This window comes from Rectinema subterraneum (genome assembly GCA_009768935.1).
Classification (GTDB): Bacteria; Spirochaetota; Spirochaetia; order Treponematales; family Rectinemataceae; genus Rectinema; species Rectinema subterraneum.
Map to the genome: position 1 here is coordinate 1 of WESA01000019.1, position 19063 is coordinate 19063.

The following is a 19063-nucleotide window of genomic DNA, read 5'->3' on the forward strand; positions in this document are numbered from 1 at the left end:
CAATCAGCTTCGCGCCAGTCAGCAATCAGCCCCGCGCAGGGCTTCAGTGCACTGGCTCGTCGCGCTGGTGTTCGCGCGCCATCTCAAAACGATCGCCAGAACTTCCTCGAGAACAGAATGAGCACCGTGTACACTTCAAGCCTTCCCACCAGCATCGCGAACGCAAGCCACAACTTTGCCCACCACGGAAAGAACGCATAGTTGAACGCAGGTCCAACTTTGCCCAGCCCAGGCCCAATGTTTCCCAGATTTGCGATGACCGCGGTCACGCTTGTCAAAATATCCACACCTGAAAAACTGATCACAATAACAGAAATAAAAAAGAACGCAAAATACAGAAACACCAGCGCTGCAATATCATAAATCACATTTTTGCGAAGCGCCTTGTTCCCCAAAAATATCGCATACACTCCCCGCGGATTCGCGACATAGCGCATTTCGGTTACTGCCATCTTGAACAGCACGACAATACGGATCACTTTGATACCGCCGCCAGTTGATCCCGCGCACCCGCCTATGAACATCAAAAAGAAAAGAATGGTCTGAGAAACTTCCGGCCATTGTCCAAAGTTCGCAGTCGCGAATCCCGTCGTTGTGAGAATCGATGAAACCTGAAATGAAGAAAATCGCAGAGATTCTCCGAAATTCCGGTACATTCCGGATACAAGCAGATCCACACCAATAATAACCGATGAAATAGCAAAAATCGCAAAATATACTCTGAATTCAGTATCTTTCAGAATACTCCTTAAATTCCCGCTAAGCAGACGATAATGCAATGTGAAGTTCATTCCGGCCAGAAACATGAAAATCGTGATCACTGCATGCACAAAGCCCGAATTGTAATAGGCCACACTTGCGTTTTTCGGACTGAAACCGCCTGTGGCCATCGTCGCAAAGGCATGGCATATCGCATCAAAGAGTGTCATTCCGCCGATAACCAGCAAGAGCACTTCCAGCCCGGTCAGCCCGAGATAAATCAGCCAGAGCACTTTTGCTGTGCTTGAGATATGCGGCGCGATACGATCGATAGACGGCCCTGGCGCTTCCGCTTCAATTACCCGAATCGCGCTGAAGCCGAGCGTGGGCAGAATGGCGACAAGCAGTACGACAATGCCCATTCCTCCCAGCCAATGCGTGGTGGCACGCCAGAGCAGGAGCGCGCGCGGAAGGACCTCGATGTTGGTCAGAATGCTCGCTCCCGTCGTGGTAAATCCCGACATTGTTTCAAAAAATGCGTCGATGTAGGAAGGAATGTACCCGGACAGTACAAAAGGCAGGGCGCCGATTGCCGACGCGAATACCCAGCTCAGGGTGACAAATAAAAACCCGTCGCGCTTTGTAAGAAAAGGTTTAGAATCCTTGCGGCAAATGAAGAGCATGAAAAGAAAAAAAGCCAGCCCCACCCCGGCAGGAATAAAGAACGAGACGATCACACGCACCTGATTCTTTTCTGTGATGGAAAAAAAACCGCATGCCAATATGAAAAGCGAAACAATCATGAGAATAGCGGAAAGCATCCGGAGAATTGATTTGAGGTGCATATTACGCTCCGAAAATACTTTCGAGCCTGCCAATCTGCTCTTTTTTGACAATAAGCCCTACCAGGTCATTTTCCTGGATGCGGGTATCTCCTGTCGGCACAATCGTTTTGCTTTCATGAATAATAAACGTCACGAGGAATCCCTTTGGCAGATTCAAGTTGCGTATTTCGAAGCCAAGACGCTCAAACGATTTTGAAATTTGAATTTCGATGAGCTCATATTCATTGCGGGGGAAGCTGTATAGTCTGCGTATTTTCGCCTTTCGGACTCTGTCCAGAATTGTGCCTGATACTACGGTTTTTTCGTTGATCACGATATTGATATTGAGCGGGTCGAGAATATTGCTGTAGAGATCATTCGTGACAAGGGCAAGCGTGCGGCGGGCTCCTGCCTCCTGGGCAAGGAGAGCGGTCAGAATGTTGATGCTTTGATGCGAGGTGAGGCAGAGCACAATGTCTGCGCTGCCGATATTTTCTTCATCTATAAGACGCTCTTCGCTCATCTGGTGATTTATGGGCTCGATATCGGGGAAGGTTGTGGAAAGCGCTTTCAATGCTTCGCGATTGCCGTCGATTACCTTGATCCTCGGATTCCCCAGCAATGAAAGCGCGCCCCTATCCCTTGAACGCCGCGTATGAGCAACAATCTGCTCAATACCGAGCTCCTGAAGAAGAAGCGATGTCAGCGCTTCCGCTCCAAAAATCACCAAGGAACTGAATTTTCTCAATGTGCTCTTGCAGGGGCCAAAAAGCCGGTCGAGCCAGCTGGGCTCACCCAGAATATATGCGGAATCATCTTCTTCAAACACAAAGTCGCCTGCAGGGACAATGAGCTCCCCTTTTCTCATGACAGCAGGCACCATAAATTCAGGGCCAATAAGCGACCGCACGTCTGAAAGCGGTTTGCCGATGATTCGGGCCTGCGAGCTGCAATGGATTCGCCTCAACTGAATGCCCGCTTCCTTTACGTCGATGATTTCAGGCGACATGCCGCGGAAAATAATACGCGCAATGGCTTCCGCGGTTTCCGCCTCCGGGTTGATGATGTAGTCGACGCCCAAAATTCGCTTTCCGGTATTTTTGAAGGACGCGAAATAGGGATTGCGCGTTCTGGCTATTGTTTTGACATTCTTGAAGGCTTCAGCGACGATGCCGCAGGAAACAATATTGGTTTCATCGCTGCCAGTGCAGGCAATGAACCAATCGGCATCGGCTACGCCTGCTGACATGAGCGTATCGAGACGTTCCCCATCGCCTTCTTCGACAATGCAATCGAGGTCGTTCGATATGGCTTTTGCGACATTCGGATTCTTTTCAATGATGACGACATCGCGGTTCTCGGTGATCAACTCGTGGGCTATCAATGAACCAAGCAGGCCTGCGCCAAGAATTGCTATTTTCATCGCTAGAAGTATAGGAGAGGAACCGCATACTGGCAATGGCCGATTGAGCAGCGCAGGTATTTTGTCTACTATAGTACCAGGAGACCAGCGTGAGTATTCGCATCCAGATCGGGAAAGAAAAATCGCTCCTCATTCTTTATTTTACTGGACTTATTGCTGCTGGCACCATTCTGTTCTCCATGCCCTTCGCGACGAAGACCGGGAGCATGCGTTTTGTTGATGCTCTTTTTACCGCGACGAGCGCCGTGTGCGTGACTGGTTTGACCACAGTCGATACACTTTCCTTGACGCGCGTTGGGCAGTTTGTGCTGATTTTGCTGATTCAGCTGGGCGGGCTGGGGATTATCGCGTTCTCCACCCTGTACCTGTTCTCTCCGCGCAAAAGAATTTCCGTTATTACGCGGGGTTTTACGGGCGATTATACTGTACCTTCGGTCGAATTCCGCACGAGAAAGATCATTACGCAAATTATAGGCTGGACAGCAGGATTCGAGCTGCTGGGAACGCTGATTATATGGCCTGTACTCTCCAGGAGCGGCTATACGCTGTTCGATTCGCTGTTTCACGCGATATCGGCTTTTTGTAATGCCGGTTTTTCGACCCTGAGATCCGGAATGGAGAATTTCCGCGATGAAGCTTTGATGAATGTAGTAACAATGATTTTGATCATCTGCGGCGGATTGGGTTTCATTGTTCTGCAAGATATCGCGAGGCTGATACAGAAAAAAAAGCTGCATCTGACGTATCATTCTTCGATTGTGCTCCGCACGAGTGTGGGCCTTATCATTATAGGAGCGATCCTGTTCTTCATTCTCGAGAACAATCACGCGTTCAAGGGAATGAGCGGCGCATCGAAGATAATGGCTTCTTTCTTTCAGTCTGTTACATCGAGAACAGCAGGCTTCGATACAGTGCCGCAGGCCAAATTGACGAGCGCGGCCCAGTTCGTCACCATCATACTCATGTTCATCGGCGCTTCTCCGGGATCGACTGGCGGCGGCATCAAGACAACAACATTTTATCTCATGCTGCTTGTTGCCCTCAGATTTCGCGAAGGAGGGGGCGTTCTTGTGGATCGAAATAGAGCTGTAATGCCGTATTCGATTTTCAAAGCAGCAGCGGTTGTTGTAAGGGCGGTAATTATTGTGCTGGCAGTGACTGTAGTGTTGTTGATTGCCGAGCAAGTGCACGGGAATCCGCTCGGGATCGAAACAGCTATATTCGAGAGTGTTTCCGCCTTTGGTACAGTCGGACTTTCAATTGGCATTACGCCGCATCTGTCGGCTGTTTCGAAGCTTGCTCTGGTAAGCGCAATGTTCATGGGCAGGGTTGGCCTCTTCGCGATGGCAATTCCGAGCTCGAAATATTCAACAGAACGGTATGCCAGGTCTCCGCGGGCGGATATTTTATTATAGAGTATTCTAATATTGGGAAGGATGGTGCGTTATGCGGCAATTTGCATTTGTCGGACTTGGGTCTTTCGCAATGTCAATGCTGGAGCGCATTGCTGAAATTACTGATCAGATAATTGCGGTGGACGATGACCAGGCAAGGATCGAACACGTCAAGGAGATGGTTTCGACTGCATATACAATGAATTTGCTCGATGGGGAAGCTTTCGAACGAGTGTTTCATGACCCTGTCGATGTGGCCATTGTCGATGTCGAATCCAATGGCGCCGCGGTTTTGCTTGTGACGTTCCGTTTGAAAAAGCTCGGTGTGCCTGAAATTATCGTTAAATCCAATTCCGAGGAATATGAAGAGCTTTTGCGCCTCGTGGGAGCTACGCGGGTTGTGAATTCCGACAGAGAAGCCGCCACCAGGATTACTCCGCTGGTGCTTTCTTCGTCCCTGACCAATTTCATGCCGATAAGCGGTGACCTCGTGCTTGCGGAAGTGATCGCGCCGGATTTTGTTCTTGGCAAGACCGTAATAGAGACAGACTTGCGGCGCAAGCACCATGTCAATGTTGTGGCGGTCAAGCATTCTTTGCAGAGAAATGTCAACGAAGAAGCTGAAGGCGTTTTCAACGATCTCGATATCGCATATCGCTTTCAGGCAGGGGATGTGCTTCTTGTGACTGGGAAGGAAAGTGATGTCTTCGTCTTTTCCGGCGTCCAGAAAACAGCAGAGCACGAGAAGAAAAAGGTCAACTTCAGCGTATTGCTAAAGAGCATGTTCAGCCGCAAAAAACAAGACGACACAAAAAAATAGCGCTTTCCCCTGACAAGTTGATTCCTTTTTGTCAAACCATTACAATCAAAGTAGCGGCACAGGTCTTGATATACAGCCTGTGCGCTCCGGCGGCGCTTATGCTTCCGGCGAACCGCGTTGCAGACTGAATCTGCGCGCAACAGGGAGGTCCACCTATGGACATTTTTCAAAAATGTTTCGATTTCGACCTGGACAAACAGGCCATGGAAAAGGGGCTTTACCCCTATTTCCAGCCGCTCGACGGGCTTGAAGGAACCGAGGCTGTTTTCCATGGCCGCCGCCTTATCATGATCGGCTCCAACAACTATCTTGGCCTTACGATGCATCCCAAGGTCAGGGAAGCTGCGCGTAAGGCTCTTGAAGAATTCGGCCCATCGTGCACGGGCAGTCGCTTTCTGAACGGCACGCTCAAGCTGCATGAGGAGCTTGAAGCGAGGCTCGCAGCCTTTGTCGGCAAGGATGCGGCGCTAGTATTCTCTACTGGCATGCAGACGAACCTAGGAGCGATATCCGCCCTTATCGGACGCAATGATGTGGTTATTACCGATAAGGATGACCATGCATCGATCGTCGATGGCTGCAGACTTGGCATAGGGGAGATGAAGCGCTATGTTCACGGCGACCTCGACCAGCTCGAGCGCATTCTCCAGAAAATTCCGCCGGAATCCGGCGCAATGGTCGTTGTCGATGGTGTGTTCTCCATGGGCGGCGATATCGTGGACCTGCCGAAACTTGTCGATGTTTGCCATCGCTACGGTGCGCGGCTCTATGTCGATGATGCGCATTCGCTTGGGGTGCTCGGTGGTGGACGCGGAACCGCATGGCATTTTGGGCTTACTGACAAGGTTGATCTTATAATGGGAACGTTCTCGAAGAGCTTTGCTTCGCTCGGTGGCTTTGTTGCAGGAGACAAGGATGTCATCAACTACATCAAGCATACCGCGCGTTCCTTCATTTTCTCGGCATCGTTGCCGGCGCCGAATGCGATGGCTGCCTTTGCTGCGCTCGAAGTCATGGAGACCGAGCCTGAGCATGTCCAGCGGCTCTGGGAGAACGCGCACTTCATGATGAAAGGCTTTCGCGAGCTTGGTTTCAATATCGGCAACACGCAGACGCCGATTATCCCCGTCATCATCGGCGAGGACGAGACCTGCTTCCGCTTCTGGAAAGAGCTCTTCGACGGCGGCGTCTACACCAACCCTGTCATAAGCCCAGCGGTGCCGGAAGGCATGGCGCTTTTGCGCACGTCGTACATGGCGACGCATACCAAGGAACAACTTCAGCGCGCGCTCGATATCTTCGAAAAAGCCGGGAAGAAGTTCGGCATTATTTGAGCCTTGTCGCGGTATTGTTATTAAGCGGCGCGCTGTCGCAATCCGGCAGTGCGCCTTTTTATTTTGTCGGCGCAATCAGTCCATGTTCCACAAAGCTGAAATATCCTGTTTCCGAGAACACAAGATGATCCAGCACCGGAATGCCCAAAATGTCTCCCGATTGCCGCAGGCGCTTGGTGATGTCCAAATCCTCCTCTGAAGGTTCGAGATTCCCGCTGGGATGATTATGCGCAACAATGACCGCGCAGGCCCTGTCGGTTATAGGATCAGCGAAGACCTCGCGTGGGTGGACAACTGTCTTGTTGATCAATCCCTTGGTAATTTCCCGCACCGCATTGACTTCGTGGCCGCCATTTAACGATATGACAATAAAATGCTCTTGCCGCAGATCTGCGAAATGGATGAGGAGCGGATATGCGTCCTTGGGCATGGTAATCCGCGTGCCGCGTGTCGAGAAGATGCGACGGCCCAGTTCGATTGCTGCCGCAACGGCACAGCTTTTTGCTTCTCCCATGCCGGCAATCACCATCAATTTATTGATATCGAAGGAATGCGTACTCTGAGTGATCTGATCGAGCACTTCCCTCGCAAGCCTTCGGACCGGTTTGCCAGGTATTCCTGTACCAAGAATCGCGACCACAAGATCAAGATTCGATATGGAACCACTGCCGAAGCGCACCATTCGCTCGCGGATATCCAACGGCGAGGTGCTGCTTTCGATGCTCAGCGCTGCTTTTTCATAAGCCTGCCATTCTTCCATACTGCTGTCTCCTACAGTAAAGACGCGCGCGCAAGATTTTCTGATTCAATCCTTGGCGGTGTATTTGCGTTCGGGCATCGAGTGGCATATAATACAACAAGACAGCTTGGTGTATTAGAATTTTATCAGACGAACCACAGGAGGAAACTATGAAAAGTCTGAAGGGCACAAAAACTGAAGTGAATCTTCTTACTGCATTTGCCGGCGAATCGCAGGCGCGCAACCGCTATACGTATTTTGCATCAAAAGCAAAGGAAGAAGGATTCATCCAGATCCAACTGATCTTCGAGGAAACCGCGAATCAGGAAAAGGAACATGCCAAGCGCCTTTTCAAGTTCCTGGAAGGCGGAACCGCAAAGGTCACCGCTGAATTTCCTGCAGGAGTCATCGGTACCACGCGCGAAAACCTGGCCGAAGCGGCTAGCGGCGAGAACTACGAATGGAAGGAAATGTATCCCGGCTTTGCAAAAGTAGCGCGCGAAGAAGGGTTCGATGCTATCGCGGCTGTTTTCGAAGCAATTGCGGTAGCCGAAAAACAGCATGCAAAGCGGTACGAAGCCCTCATGGCCAATATCGATGCCGGCAGAGTTTTCAAGCGCGACAAGAAAGTAGTGTGGCGCTGCCTCAACTGCGGGTATCTCTTTGAAGGGACAGAGCCGCCCAAGGTATGCCCGGCTTGCGCGCATCCACAAGCGTATTTCGAGCTTTTGGGCGAGAATTGGTAAGAAGAAAGCCGGCGGACTGCCGGCTTCGCAAACTGAATGGAGGTTAGAAATGACACAGAAAAAGCAGATTTACAAATGCATGAAATGTGGCAATATCGTTGAAGTGCTGCATGAAGGCGAAGGCGAACTCGTATGCTGCGGCGAACCGATGAAGCTCTTTGTTGAAAACACAACCGATGCCGCAAAAGAAAAACATGTCCCGGTTCTGGAGAAGACGAAGGACGGGTGGTGGGTCAAGGTCGGCTCGGTGCCGCATCCGATGGAAGAAAAGCATTACATTGAATGGATCGAGCTGCTTGCTGATGGCAATTCGTATCGCGCGTTCCTTGCTCCAGGGCAGGAACCCAAAGCCTTCTTCCCTGTAAAGGCTGAAAAGGTACAGGCAAGAGAGTACTGCAATCTTCACGGGTTGTGGAAAGCATAGAAACGAAGCAGAATTGAAAGGAGCGCTCCATGAAGAAGTACGTATGTGATGTATGCGGCTACATTTATGATCCTGCTGAAGGTGACCCCGACGGTAAGATTCCAGCAGGCACCCCGTTCGACCAGCTGCCTGATGACTGGGTCTGCCCGATGTGCGGTGCGAGCAAGGACTCATTCTCGCCGATGGATTGAATTAGCCGCCTGAACAGGACTTTTCGCATCAAAAAGAGCGCAGCGCCGCGGCGTGTCTGCGCTCTTTTTTGTCTGCATGAGCGCGGTTGCGAAGGCGCCCCCTGACCATTTGCCGTTTTCTTTGTTATCTTTAGAACTACGGAGTGAGTATGATTTCCCGCGAAGATTTTGTTTTCTGCATCGGATACGATGGCGACACCGCAATAGTTGACGCCAAGGCAAAGAAGGAATTCGGCCGCCTTTCGACTATGGAATTGGCCGAAAAGGGGCTGTACCGCGCTGCATTTGCTTCGGCTCTCTATTCGGAAAAACCAGAAGAGATGCAGAGCTTTATCGAATTTTTCAATAAAAAAGCCGGCACTCAATATACAGAGGCAGGCCAGCTTTCGAGGCTCTTCGGGGTTTATCTCGAATCGGTCTCGAAGGTGAAGGCGCTGTAGGCCGCGTTCACACTACCTGCACAATCCTGCATTTCAGATAGCGCGACTCGTCATAACCGCTCAGGATGGGGTGATCGAGATCCTGTGTTCGCTCTTCGAGGATGTGCAAACGCCGGTTCGAATCAAAGGCTGCGTCTGCGAGAACGGCATCGAACATCTCCGGAGAGAACCAATGCGAGCAGGAGAAGGTAACAAGTACGCCGCCCCGCTCCAGAAGGTGCATCGCGCGCAAGTTGAGCTCTTTGTAGCCGCGGCGAGCGCTTTCGAGGGCTGCGCGGTTTTTTGCAAAGGCAGGCGGATCAAGGATAATGAGGTCGAAGCGCTGCCCCATTTTTTCAAGGTCGCGCAGATAATCGAAGGCGTTGGCCTCCACAATCGTAATTCGATCGGAAACGCTGTTGAGCGCGGCATTTTTCCTGAGCAGGGCAAGTGCGTCACGCGAGCTGTCCACCGCAAGCACCGAAGCCGCCCCTGCTTTGGCTGCGAGTACAGAAAAGCCCCCCTGGTTGCAGAACATATCGAGCACGCGCGCGCCGATAGCCTTGTTTGGGCTATCCGCCCACTGTGCGCGTGAGACATACTTTGCTGCTGCCGCGCGGTTGGCCCGCTGGTCAAGGAACCAGCCTGTTTTCTGCCCACCCAGAAGATCGATTTCGAACAGCGCACCATTTTCTTCAATAACAATGCGCTCGGGAACGGAACCCCACAGAACCCCGACCGATTCAGGCAAGCCTTCCAGCGCGCGCACAGGCGCATCGGATCGCTCAGCAATGCCATCAGGATTAAAAACAGAGCGGAGGGCTTTCAGAATTTCTGCCTTGCGCATTTCAACGCCAAGGCTCAGAAATTGTACAGAAAGCCAGAGGCCTTCAGTACCCGTGGCACCCACGAATCCGTCTACAATAAGCCCCGGCACCGAATCCGCTTCACCATAGACAAGCCGCAAGCTCAGGCGCCTTTCGATTGCAGGCTCACCAAAACAAAATTTGCGCCATTTCCAGGCCGCTTCGAACGCGCGCACAAAAAACTCTTCATCAGCTTTCTTTGCGGTCCGTGAATACACGCGCGCACGAATTTTTGAATTCGGATTGAAAAACGCGTAGCCCACGTGGAGCCCTCGCGCGTCGCGCACTTCGACCTCGCCGCCGGGCTCCGGCTCGCCCTCAACGCGTGCGATTTCGTTGTCATAGATCCATGGGTGCCCCCGGCGGATGCGGATATCTTCTTTGGATTTGAGAATAATTGTGGCCATGGAGATACAGTAACGGTTCCGGGCCGAGGGGGGCAAGGAGGGGAACGAAAGGAAGGTGAGCAAGGAAAGGAAGGCGCAGAAGGTAAAGAAAGTAAAGAAGGCGCGGCTCCTACTAGACAAGCGATGCTTTAGTATTTCAATCTGATAGTACGTTTTGAAAACCATCCCCGGAGAGGTCCATTATGCCAAGGCCCATGAAATACAGGATAATCAACGGACGCCCCATTACAAACATATTCAAGCCCGCAGGGATCCCTCAGCGCGAGCTGGAGGAAGTCATTTTGACACTTGATGAACTGGAAGCGCTCCGGCTTGCGGACCTGGAGAGGAAGTATCAGGAAGACGCAGCGAAACTCATGGGCGTTTCGCGGCAGACCTTCGGCAACATTATCGCATCAGCGCGCAAAAAGGTGGCCGATGTGCTTGTCAACGGCAAGGCGCTTCGCATTGAAGGCGGATTCGTGGATATTTCCGGTGGATCTTTTGTCTGTCTCGATTGCCGGCAGGAATGGAACATGCCTTCCGGAAGCGAAACGCCGCATAATTGCCCTCACTGCGGAAGCAGCAATATCAGGTCGCGCACCTAGTGCCCAGATAAACTGTTATTCAATACTCAATTTGAGGAGTCCCCGCAGCCATAACGCCCTCTTTGGCATTTGACAGGACCATTGTATAGTGATATTATTGGCATATGCTAATAACTAAGCTCTCTGCTGCTGTCGTTGGAAATGCATTTCTGCTGGATTCAGTAGAAGGAGGTGAGAATGCCATGGGTTGATGCTTCGAAATGTTCGGGTTGTGGCATTTGTGTGCCAAAATGCCCTGTCGACGCAATTGCCATGAATTCAGAGAATGTTGCAGTGATCGATAATGCCAAATGTACCTATTGTGGCATTTGCTTCGATGTTTGTCCCCGCCAGGCCATACGGCCGAATTCGGAAAATCCTGCGATGCGCGGGCAAGGCATGGGGCGAGGCCTAGGTCGAAGCATGGGCGGCGGTGGTTTGGGCAGAGGGCAAGGGCATGGGAGAGGTCTTGGCGGCGGAAGAGGCGGGAGGTAGCCCATGTATGCGTACGGCCCGGTTCCATCGCGCAGGTTAGGCCGATCAGTCGGTGTAAGTCCGATTCCCGAAAAAACATGCAGCTACTCGTGCGTGTATTGCCAGCTGGGCCGCACAAAAACCCTGACAACAAAGCGGCATAGTTTCTTCCCAAAAGAAGCTGTGTTTGCCGATATCGAAAAAGTGGTGCGCGCGAATGAAGGCAAGATCGATTATATAACCTTTGTCGGAGATGGCGAGCCTACTTTGAGTCTTGACCTCGGAGCTCTAATTCACGAATGCAAACAGAACTTTCCTTATAAAGTGGCAGTGATCACGAATGGCTCGCTCTTGTGGATGGAAGATGTGCGGCAGGATCTGCGCGAAGCCGATGTGGTCAATATCACCATGGCAACGAGCGATCCGGACACCTTCAAGGGTATGCACCGGCCGCACGGTAGTCTTCGGTTTGAACAGGTCTGGCAAGGCATCCAACAGTTTGCCGCAGAGTTCAAAGGGCAGATCTGGGCTGAAATCATGCTCGTCGATATGGTCAATACGGATACCGAAGCCATGAAAAGCTTGAAGACCCTCATCGACAGTGTCCATCCGGAGCGAACCTATGTGATGGCTCCCACAAGGCCTCCTGCCGAGCCATGGGTACACATGCCGCGACCGGAAACTATACTCGAGGCCCTTGCGCTGTTCGGCGGAGAAAATGTGACGCAGCTTGAAGAAGGCAGTTTTGGGCTAGATGAATTTCATAGCGCTGTAGAAGCTATCTCTGAAATCTGCAGGCGCCACCCTCTGAGGATTGCCCAAGCACGAACGATCGAAGCATACTTCGCACAGCGAACGCTCGACCGGCTAATCGCGAGCGGAAAATTCAAAATTATCAGCTATCAAAACCGCAAATATGTGCTTCCGTCCGAATTTGTCTTTGGGAAGCAGGAACAATCATAGAGCGAGCGAAAGGAACCTAATCTTGACAGTCACTATCATGAGCGGCAAGGGCGGCGTTGGCAAGACAACGGTGGCCGTCTCGTTTGCGACACAACTCGCCAGGCGTGGTGAGAAAGTGCTTCTTGCTGACCTCGATGTCGAAGAGCCGAATGCGGGCCTTTTCCTGCAAAAACAGCGTAAGGATTCGGTCGATGCAGTTGTGTACAGGCCGAAATGGAGGGAGGACCTCTGCATTTTTTGCGGTAAATGCCAAGGCTTCTGCAAATTCAACGCAATCGCAGCACTCCCGAAGTACATTATTGTATTTCCGGAACTGTGCCACAGCTGTTATGCGTGCTCGGACCTTTGCCCTGCCTCCGCGCTTTCCATGGTACCGGCAAAAATCGGCCAGATTCAACAATATTCCGTCAACGAGAATCTTGTTTTTATTGAAGGACGCCTCGATATCGGCCAGGAAATCGCCTCAACCCTCGTGAGACAGACCCGCGACAAGGCCTTGCGAGAAGCGCAGACCGCAGGCATTCAATGGCTTGTTTTCGACGCAGCGCCTGGAACCGCCTGTGCCTCTCGCGAAGCAATGATCAAATCCGACGCGGTCATTCTCGTGACAGAGCCAACCCCGTTCGGCCTGCATGATATGAGCCTTGCATACCAGCTTGCAAAAGCGAGCCGCAAACCCTGCGCCCTTGTGATCAATAAAGACAGCCCCGGGTATGCAGGCATCGAGAAATTTGCGAATGAGGAGAAGGTGCCCATCATCGCTCGGATACCTTACAACTCTAGACTTGCGCAGTCGTATTCTGAAGGCAACATTCCGGTAGGCGCATTCCCGGCGCTCGAACACGCGCTCTCCAGGATTGCATCATGGCTTTTAAAGGTCAGAGCAGGAGGCCAGCCATGATACGTATCGCGATACTCTCCGGAAAAGGCGGGACAGGGAAGACTTCCGTTGCGGCTTCGTTCGGTTATCTTGCCGGCAAACGCGCGGTGCTCTGCGACTGTGATGTGGACGCATCGAATCTTGCTCTTGTAGCAGGCGCACAGAATATTCAGAGCCGGGAATATTCGGGCGGAATGGTTGCTGTCATTGATCCGGAAGCCTGCATTGGCTGTGGTGCCTGTGCGAGAGTGTGTCGTTTTGATGCCATCGAAAAGGCGGGTCCGAAATATCGAATCGAAGCAGCTTCGTGCGAAGGATGCGGCTATTGCCCACGCGTATGTGCTTTCAATGCAATTTCCATGGTCGAGCGCAAAAGCGGCGACATTTTCACTGGCCAAAGCAGATTTGATAGCGCAATTGTCTATGCCGAGCTGTCCATCGGCGCTGAGAATTCAGGTAAGCTTTCGACGCAGGTGCGCCGCCTCGCCGATGAAATCGCGGAAGAAAAGGGCGCCGAAGTGATTATCATCGACGGCCCACCGGGTGTCAGCTGCCCTGCAATCGCCGCTGCGACAGGCACCAATTACATTCTGTTCGTGTCAGAGCCCACGCGTTCCGGTGTCTCCGACCTGGAGCGCGCCATGGAAATGGCCAGAAAGCTGAAAATCCCTGGGGGTGTACTTGTCAATCGTGCTGATATCAATGAAGTGCTGAGCAGAAAAATCGAAGCAATAACGATGCAGACCGGCAATGATTTCTGGGGCGCAATTCCTCTCTCCTCTGATTTTGTGCGCGCTGTGCGTAATGGCAAAACAGTGCTAGAAGAAACTGACGACGAGCGCATAACCTCAGCCTTAACACAGACATGGCGCTCGATATTGGAACGATTTCAGAAATGGCAATAACGGCAATTATGACTAAAACAACTATGGGGGGCAAATTGAAGATCATATTCAGCGCAAGCGAAAACAAAGGCAAGGATTCGTTCCTCGATGACCGCTTTGGCAGAGCCGCGGGTTTTGTGGTATACGAAGAAGAAACAGACCAATGGTCATGGATCGACAACGCGAGCAATGTCAACGCGGCAGGCGGAGCAGGCGTTCAGGCTGGCCAGGCGGTGGTGAATTCAGGCGCAACGGTCTATATCGGCGCCCAGCTCGGCCCCAAAGCCATGGCTGTTCTTGCAAGAAGCACGATGAAGCTCTTTGCAGGCGTCCCCGGCAAGACCGCCCGGGAAAATTATGAGCTATTCAAGGCCGGGAAACTCGAAAAAATAGAATAGCAACCTAGTAAGCGTCATGCTATTGAACCTGCCCGCCCCCTCGTATACCATACACTGAGCATGAAAAAGCCATCGATCATTTTTCGCTGTTCGGCGTGCGGCCATGAGGAGCCGAAATGGCTCGGGCGCTGTCCGGAATGCGGGCAGTGGAACACAATGCTTGAAGCAAAAACTGCAGGCCGCTTCGAAAAAGACAGTTCTGCATTTTCTCTGCCGCTTGAGTCGGTGAATCCTGCGCTTGGCACGAGAGTATCTTCGGGAATTTCCGAGCTCGATCGGGTACTGGGCGGCGGATTCATGCGCGGCTCGGCCATTCTTATAGGCGGCGAGCCGGGCATCGGCAAGAGCACGCTGCTTCTGGAAGCAAGCGCAAAGCTCGGCGCAAAGGGCAAGGCGCTCTACATTTCGGGCGAGGAATCGGCGGCGCAGATTCGCCTGCGAGCCGAGCGCATAGGGGCGCTTTCGAAACAGATCGAGATTTTCTGTGGGAATGACCTGCACGCGTGTCTGTCGGTTATGGATTCGGTGCATCCTTTGCTCACGGTGGTCGATTCGATCCAGACCATCCATTCGCCGGAGGCGGGGGCGGTTCCTGGCACGCCGAACCAGATCAAATTCTGCACGCAGGAGCTTGTGGAGTGGGCGAAGAGCCATGATTCGATAGTAGTGCTTGTAGCCCATGTCACGAAGGACGGGATGATTGCCGGTCCGAAAGCAGCCGAGCATCTTGTCGATGCCGTGATCAGTTTCGAGCAGGCCGAGAATGCCCTGCGGGTGCTGCGGACGAGCAAGAATCGCTTCGGCTCTTCGGATGAGCTCGGGTTTTTTCTCATGGGCGGGGAGGGACTCGCTGAATTGCCCGATCCATCAGGCATTTTCATGGTGCGAAGGGAAGGCCATCTGCCGGCGGGCATTGCGGTGGCGATTGTGCATGAAGGCTCTCGGATTTTGCTCGCCGAAGTGCAGGCGCTCACGATTCCATCGAAATCGGGCATCATGCGGGTCTATTCGGACCGGATCGACCCGCTGCGCGTATCGCGCATCGCGGCGGTGCTTGAAAAGCAGACGCGGCTCGATTTTTCGAGCCAGGAAATCTATGTGAACGTGGCGGGGGGCTTGCGGCTTACCGAGCCAGCGGTCGATTTGCCGCTTGCCTGTGCGCTGTATTCCGCGCGGACAGGGCAAGCGCTTCCTCTAGGCTCGGCGATTGCGGGAGAGCTTTCGCTTGCAGGGGAAGTCCGGCCAGTCCGCTCGATGGACAGGCGCGCGAAGTCAGCAAGCCAGCTCGGGTTTGAGCGGATTATCGGCCCTGGCGTGCTGCTTCCCGGCGAAGGGCTCTCAAAAGGTACGCTTTCTGATCAGGCAGCACGCGCTGCCCAGCATGCTTCTCAATCTTTCCGCTGGACGCGTGCTTCTTCTCTCAAGGATACGCTCCGCCTGCTCTGGAACCAGGAGAATCGAACATGAAATGCATACATAATAACGAACGAATCAGCGGGCTTGTCGTGCCGCTTCTCTCGCTCAGGAAAAACAAGAGCGCCGCGTGCGGCGTATTTTCGGATTTGACGGAACTCGCCAAGCTTGCGAAGCAGTGGGGCCTTTCACTCATTCAGCTTTTGCCGCTCAACGATACAGGGAACGGCACCTCTCCATATTCAGCATTGAGCGCGTTTGCTTTGCACCCGATCTATATCTCGCTTCCAGAAGTTCCCAAAACAATGGAATCGCTGGGGGCCCCGCTCGCTCAATCTGCAATCGATATACTCAAAAAGGCCGAGAACAAGCTTGCGCGCGCCCATGCCGGAAACAAACGAGTTGCCTTCGAAGCAGTGCTTTCGGATAAGCTTGCTGCGCTTCGCTCGGTCTGGAATGAGAGCCAGGAATATTGCCGCCCCCTCGCCGAACTCTTTGCAGCGCAAGAAACCTGGGCCAAGTCCTATGCCTGCTTCATGGCCCTCAAAGAAAAATATGGCCTTGCCCCCTGGTGGGAATGGCCCGAATATCGCGATGTCACGCCTACCGATATCGAAACCCTCTGGGACAGCAGCGAAACCGGCGAAGAAGCCCGTTTCCGTCTCTGGTTGCAGATCCTTGCGCGCGAACAACTCAAGGATGCTGCGCATTCTGTTGCCGGGATGAGCATCGACATCATGGGCGACATCCCCATACTACTCGCAAAAGATTCTGCCGACGTCTGGTGCGATCGCGACATCTTTATCCTCAATTCCCAGGCTGGGGCGCCGCCCGATATGTATTCGCCGCGCGGGCAGAACTGGGGTTTTCCGCTCTACAACTGGGACGCTCTCAAGGCCGGGGATTATGCGTTCTGGCGTCAGCGGCTTGCCTATGCCGACCAATTCTATACAAGCTATCGTATCGACCATGTGCTGGGCTTTTTTCGCATCTGGGCGATCAGCGCATTCGAAAGCGAAGCGTTTCTAGGCGAGTTTGAACCTTCTGAGCGCTTGGCGCGGTCAGAGCTTTCTGCCCTTGGTTTTTCTGACGAGCGGATTACCTGGCTGTCAAAGCCGCATATTCCTGAATGGAAAATCCAGAACATGGAAGCCCGTTGCATCGATGCATTCAATCGCGCAGAGGGCGCTCCGCACGTTTCTCAAGCGGGAGATACCAAAGCCAGCGCGGATCGCAGGATATCCCTGGTGCAGCGTCTTGACCACCTGCGCCAGGTTTGTTTTTCGCGCATCAAGAATGAGCCACTTTTTCTGTTCAGCGCCCAAATCCGCGGCAGCGCCGATATCAACTCAAAAGTGGCCGCCCTCAAAGGAGATTTTCCGCAGGCAGCCAGCGCCCTGTCAGACTACGCGCAGAGCATGTGCGAATGGTGGACCGACCGAGCTCTCTACGAAGTCGAGCCCGATCGTTTTGTATTCACCTGGGAATACCACAACACAACGAGCTGGAAGAGCTTGAGCATGCAGGAACAAGAAGCGCTTGAACAAAAGGCTGCCGAGCTTGCTTCGAAGTCCCTCGCCGAGTGGGAAGCGCGAGGGCGCGAACTTCTTTCGATGCTTGTTGCTTCGACTGGCATGCAGCCCTTTGCCGAGGATCTCGGCGCAGTTCCCCCCTGTGTGCCGAAAGTGCTCAAAGAGCTCAAGATTCCTGGCTTGCGCGTTCTGCGCTGGGAGCGCGAATGGGATAAGCCCGGCCAGCCTTACATTCAGCTCGAAACCTATGAGTCTTTGTCGGTCGCCTGTACTTCCGTGCACGATTCTTCGAGCATGCGCCAGTGGTGGGAAGAAGAGGCTGACCGCGCACAGCTCTGGGCGATGTTCAAAAAAATGGCGGAAAAGGATGCGCTGCTCAGTTCTCTGCTTGCGAATTGCTCGCAAGAGGCGCCAGAAGCACTTGAGCCATCGGCTGCTGCGGTGCTTGTCCGGGCCCTTGTCCTCTCTGCCTCGAATGTTGTGGTGTATCCCCTTCAGGATATTCTCGCCTGTCATCCTGAATGGCGAGAGCCCGATGCCAGGGATGAGCGCATCAATGTGCCAGGCACAACGCTCCCATCTAATTGGAGTTATCGCGTCCGCGAAAACTTGAGGACGCTGGCAAGTGACAAGGATTTTGCCGCGTTTGTGTCGAGAATCGCTGTTCGGGGAGCCTCGAAGTGAATTTTTTAAAAGACGAGCTGCGCCGCATCGCGGGCAAATCCCTCAAGCGCACCATCGACACTTCATGGTTTCTTATAAAAATCATGGTGCCAGTGAGCCTTCTAGTCACCTTGCTCGGCTGGAGTGGGCTTCTTGCAAAAATAGCTGTGGTTTTGCGCCCGCTTATGCGCCTTCTGGGTCTGCCAGGCGAAGCAGCCCTTGTGTACATCTCTGGCGCCCTCCTCAACAATTATTCCTCAATCGCTGTCATGAGTTCCATGAATCTGAGCCTGAGGGATGCAACCATCCTCGCGGTCATGTGCCTCATCTCGCACAACCTGCTCGTCGAGACGGCCGTTATGAAATCCATCGGCTCTTCGGCGCTGAAGATGGCTCTCTTGAGGATTGGCACTGCGATGGTTGGCGGTTTTCTGCTCAACCTCATTCTTCCGGCTTCATTTGCCCAGATACAGCTGTTCAGCGCTTCGGCAACTGCTAATAGCGCATTCTGGCCAACGATGGCTTCATGGGCGCTCTCGACGCTCAAGCTCACTGCAAGGATTATCGTGTACATTTTGGCGCTCATGTTCGCCCAAACCCTGCTCGAACAATTCAACCTTATGGAGTGGCTCTCGAAGTGGCTCGGCTGGCTTATGCGCTTGTTCGGCCTCGAACCCTCGATGGGCTTTATGTGGATTGTCATCAATATCGTGGGCTATGCGTATGGCGCGGGCATCATCAAAGCTGCGCGCGACGAAGGCCGCATGACCCTGCAGGAAGGTGACCTTTTCAACCACCATGCGGCGATTTCCCATTCGCTCCTCGAGGATACCGTGCTGTATGCGGCGATTTCGATACCGGTGCTATGGCTTATTGTACCAAGGCTTGCGCTGGCTGTTGTTGTTGTATGGGGTGAGCGGCTCAGGCGCTACTTATTCAGGCGCTCGTTGAAGGCCGGGGTGGTATAAGAGATAAAGAGAGCGAATTGCAGGCAAAAAAATTGC

20 protein-coding genes are annotated in these 19063 nt (G+C 52.9%); 16 read left to right on the forward strand and 4 right to left on the reverse strand.

Going from position 1 to position 19063, the window contains the following annotated elements:
- Positions 1-83: 83 nt before the first annotated feature.
- Both GAP13_RS06345 and trkA read right to left on the reverse strand, forming a co-directional pair.
- Positions 84-1544: a TrkH family potassium uptake protein gene (locus GAP13_RS06345; protein WP_158907326.1), complete on the reverse strand. Its 1461-nt coding sequence runs from the start codon at positions 1542-1544 to the stop codon at positions 84-86.
- A gap of 1 nt (position 1545) precedes the next feature.
- The gene (gene trkA, locus GAP13_RS06350; protein ID WP_158907328.1) at positions 1546-2946 is read right to left on the reverse strand and encodes a Trk system potassium transporter TrkA; all 1401 of its coding nucleotides are present in this window, start codon (positions 2944-2946) and stop codon (positions 1546-1548) included.
- 89 nt (positions 2947-3035) lie between these two features.
- On the opposite strand from trkA, the gene GAP13_RS06355 reads away from it, so the two are divergent.
- The 3 genes from GAP13_RS06355 (at position 3036) to GAP13_RS06365 (ending at position 6494) form a co-directional block, all read left to right on the forward strand.
- On the forward strand, positions 3036-4361 hold the full coding sequence (locus tag GAP13_RS06355; RefSeq protein ID WP_158907330.1) for a TrkH family potassium uptake protein: 1326 nt from the start codon (positions 3036-3038) through the stop codon (positions 4359-4361).
- Positions 4362-4392: 31 nt separating this feature from the next.
- A complete protein-coding gene (locus GAP13_RS06360; RefSeq protein ID WP_158907332.1) occupies positions 4393-5160 on the forward strand; it encodes a potassium channel family protein in 768 nt (255 codons plus the stop codon).
- Positions 5161-5315: 155 nt separating this feature from the next.
- A complete protein-coding gene (locus GAP13_RS06365) occupies positions 5316-6494 on the forward strand; it encodes an aminotransferase class I/II-fold pyridoxal phosphate-dependent enzyme (protein WP_158907334.1) in 1179 nt (392 codons plus the stop codon).
- Between the two features lie 58 nt (positions 6495-6552).
- Here the strand turns inward: GAP13_RS06365 and radC are convergent, their stop codons facing one another.
- The gene (radC, locus tag GAP13_RS06370; protein ID WP_158907336.1) at positions 6553-7254 is read right to left on the reverse strand and encodes a RadC family protein; all 702 of its coding nucleotides are present in this window, start codon (positions 7252-7254) and stop codon (positions 6553-6555) included.
- A gap of 149 nt (positions 7255-7403) precedes the next feature.
- On the opposite strand from radC, the gene rbr reads away from it, so the two are divergent.
- From rbr to GAP13_RS06390, 4 genes are all read left to right on the forward strand, one after another.
- The gene (gene rbr / locus GAP13_RS06375) at positions 7404-7979 is read left to right on the forward strand and encodes a rubrerythrin (protein WP_158907338.1); all 576 of its coding nucleotides are present in this window, start codon (positions 7404-7406) and stop codon (positions 7977-7979) included.
- A gap of 49 nt (positions 7980-8028) precedes the next feature.
- Positions 8029-8403 carry a desulfoferrodoxin gene (locus tag GAP13_RS06380; protein WP_158907340.1) on the forward strand — a complete coding sequence of 125 codons (375 nt, stop codon included), beginning with the start codon at positions 8029-8031 and terminating at the stop codon, positions 8401-8403.
- A 29-nt stretch (positions 8404-8432) separates the two neighbouring features.
- Complete coding sequence (rd, locus tag GAP13_RS06385) at positions 8433-8594, forward strand: rubredoxin (protein ID WP_158907342.1); 162 nt, start codon at positions 8433-8435, stop codon at positions 8592-8594.
- Between the two features lie 149 nt (positions 8595-8743).
- Positions 8744-9034, forward strand: coding sequence for a hypothetical protein (locus GAP13_RS06390; protein ID WP_158907344.1), 291 nt, complete (start codon positions 8744-8746; stop codon positions 9032-9034).
- 7 nt (positions 9035-9041) lie between these two features.
- Here the strand turns inward: GAP13_RS06390 and GAP13_RS06395 are convergent, their stop codons facing one another.
- Entirely contained in the window at positions 9042-10286 is a 1245-nt protein-coding gene (locus GAP13_RS06395; protein ID WP_158907346.1) for a class I SAM-dependent rRNA methyltransferase, read from the reverse strand.
- A gap of 194 nt (positions 10287-10480) precedes the next feature.
- Between GAP13_RS06395 and GAP13_RS06400 the strand changes: the two genes are divergently transcribed.
- From GAP13_RS06400 to GAP13_RS06440, 9 genes are all read left to right on the forward strand, one after another.
- Positions 10481-10873 carry a DUF134 domain-containing protein gene (locus GAP13_RS06400; protein ID WP_222126165.1) on the forward strand — a complete coding sequence of 131 codons (393 nt, stop codon included), beginning with the start codon at positions 10481-10483 and terminating at the stop codon, positions 10871-10873.
- A gap of 177 nt (positions 10874-11050) precedes the next feature.
- Complete coding sequence (locus tag GAP13_RS06405; protein ID WP_158907350.1) at positions 11051-11347, forward strand: DUF362 domain-containing protein; 297 nt, start codon at positions 11051-11053, stop codon at positions 11345-11347.
- A 3-nt stretch (positions 11348-11350) separates the two neighbouring features.
- A complete protein-coding gene (locus tag GAP13_RS06410) occupies positions 11351-12289 on the forward strand; it encodes a radical SAM protein (RefSeq protein WP_158907352.1) in 939 nt (312 codons plus the stop codon).
- A 22-nt stretch (positions 12290-12311) separates the two neighbouring features.
- On the forward strand, positions 12312-13190 hold the full coding sequence (locus GAP13_RS06415) for a nucleotide-binding protein (RefSeq protein ID WP_158907354.1): 879 nt from the start codon (positions 12312-12314) through the stop codon (positions 13188-13190).
- Positions 13187-14074 carry an ATP-binding protein gene (locus tag GAP13_RS06420; protein ID WP_158907356.1) on the forward strand — a complete coding sequence of 296 codons (888 nt, stop codon included), beginning with the start codon at positions 13187-13189 and terminating at the stop codon, positions 14072-14074. The genes GAP13_RS06415 and GAP13_RS06420 overlap by 4 nt, the downstream gene beginning before the upstream one ends.
- A gap of 8 nt (positions 14075-14082) precedes the next feature.
- Positions 14083-14451 carry a NifB/NifX family molybdenum-iron cluster-binding protein gene (locus GAP13_RS06425; protein WP_158907358.1) on the forward strand — a complete coding sequence of 123 codons (369 nt, stop codon included), beginning with the start codon at positions 14083-14085 and terminating at the stop codon, positions 14449-14451.
- Between the two features lie 60 nt (positions 14452-14511).
- On the forward strand, positions 14512-15918 hold the full coding sequence (gene radA / locus GAP13_RS06430) for a DNA repair protein RadA (RefSeq protein ID WP_158907360.1): 1407 nt from the start codon (positions 14512-14514) through the stop codon (positions 15916-15918).
- Entirely contained in the window at positions 15915-18080 is a 2166-nt protein-coding gene (locus tag GAP13_RS06435) for a 4-alpha-glucanotransferase (RefSeq protein WP_158907362.1), read from the forward strand. The genes radA and GAP13_RS06435 overlap by 4 nt, the downstream gene beginning before the upstream one ends.
- Positions 18077-19027, forward strand: a complete 951-nt coding sequence (locus GAP13_RS06440; protein WP_158907364.1) for a nucleoside recognition domain-containing protein — start codon at positions 18077-18079, stop codon at positions 19025-19027. The genes GAP13_RS06435 and GAP13_RS06440 overlap by 4 nt, the downstream gene beginning before the upstream one ends.
- Positions 19028-19063 lie beyond the last annotated feature (36 nt).